General features: G+C 79.9%; 1 pseudogene. It reads right to left on the minus strand.

The annotated features are described in order from the left end of the window. Positions 1-323: pseudogene (locus GTW67_RS22910) on the minus strand (ATPase); the annotation flags it as partial.

Here is a 323-nt window from a genome sequence, read left to right on the forward strand (position 1 = left end):
GTGCGCCGGGCGAGCGCGACGGCCTGTTCGGCGCGTACGACGGTGTCGGCGACGGTGTTCTCCGCGGCGCCTTGGAGCGCGCCGTACGCGTCGCAGAGCACCGCGGCCTCGGCCAGCGCGACGGCCGCGTCGGCGGCGGGGGTGCCGTCGGACAGCTCCCGCGCCTCGGCGAGGAGGGCCGTCACCTCCGCCACGGGGGGAATGCGCGTGAACAGGGTGGAGAAGCGGTACGCGACGGTGGCGGCCCCCGCCAGGTCGCGGCACGCGCCCGCACGGTCCCCGGCCCGGCGCGCGGCCCCGGCGGCGGCGCGGTGCAGCCGGTA

The organism is Streptomyces sp. SID5910 (genome assembly GCF_009862125.1).
Classification (GTDB): Bacteria; Actinomycetota; Actinomycetes; order Streptomycetales; family Streptomycetaceae; genus Streptomyces.